We start from the raw sequence: 373 nt of genomic DNA, 5'->3' as shown, positions 1-373 counted from the left end.
GTAGCTGAACAGGAGGGACAGCTGATAGAAACAGAAGCCACTGGAGCACCTCAAAAACACCATCATACACTAAATCAGTAAGTTGGCAGCATCACCAGCCGCCCGCGTCGGTAAGCTCTCTGCGCCGCGCCAGCGCACCGTCCAGACCATCAAGCAGCCTGTTCAACAAAATGACGACTAGCGCCGCCAGATACCAGCCCAGCGCCAGAAACGGCAGAGCCAGCACGCCGATGGCAAATCCCACTAATGTTAAACCATCTGGCGTAATGCCCGGTGGTAATGACTCCAACTTACTGATAGTGTTTTATGTTCAGATAATGCCCGATGACCTTGTCATGCAGCTCCACCGATTTTGAGAACGACAGTGACTTCC

1 protein-coding gene and 1 pseudogene are annotated in these 373 nt (G+C 52.8%); both read right to left on the bottom strand.

What is annotated here, in order from left to right; all coding sequences use genetic code 11:
* Positions 1–94: 94 nt before the first annotated feature.
* Positions 95–274: pseudogene (locus BFF42_RS21270) on the bottom strand (CDP-alcohol phosphatidyltransferase family protein); the annotation flags it as partial.
* A gap of 16 nt (positions 275–290) precedes the next feature.
* Positions 291–373: IS1 family transposase (locus BFF42_RS21265; RefSeq protein WP_000618533.1), on the bottom strand; the 83-nt coding region annotated here is incomplete at its 5' end.

It is taken from the genome of Shigella sp. FC1661, from assembly GCF_001712525.1.
Lineage (GTDB): Bacteria > Pseudomonadota > Gammaproteobacteria > Enterobacterales > Enterobacteriaceae > Escherichia > Escherichia coli.
Note: the sequence above shows the minus strand (reverse complement) of the source record. Positions and strands in the feature narration are given on the sequence as shown.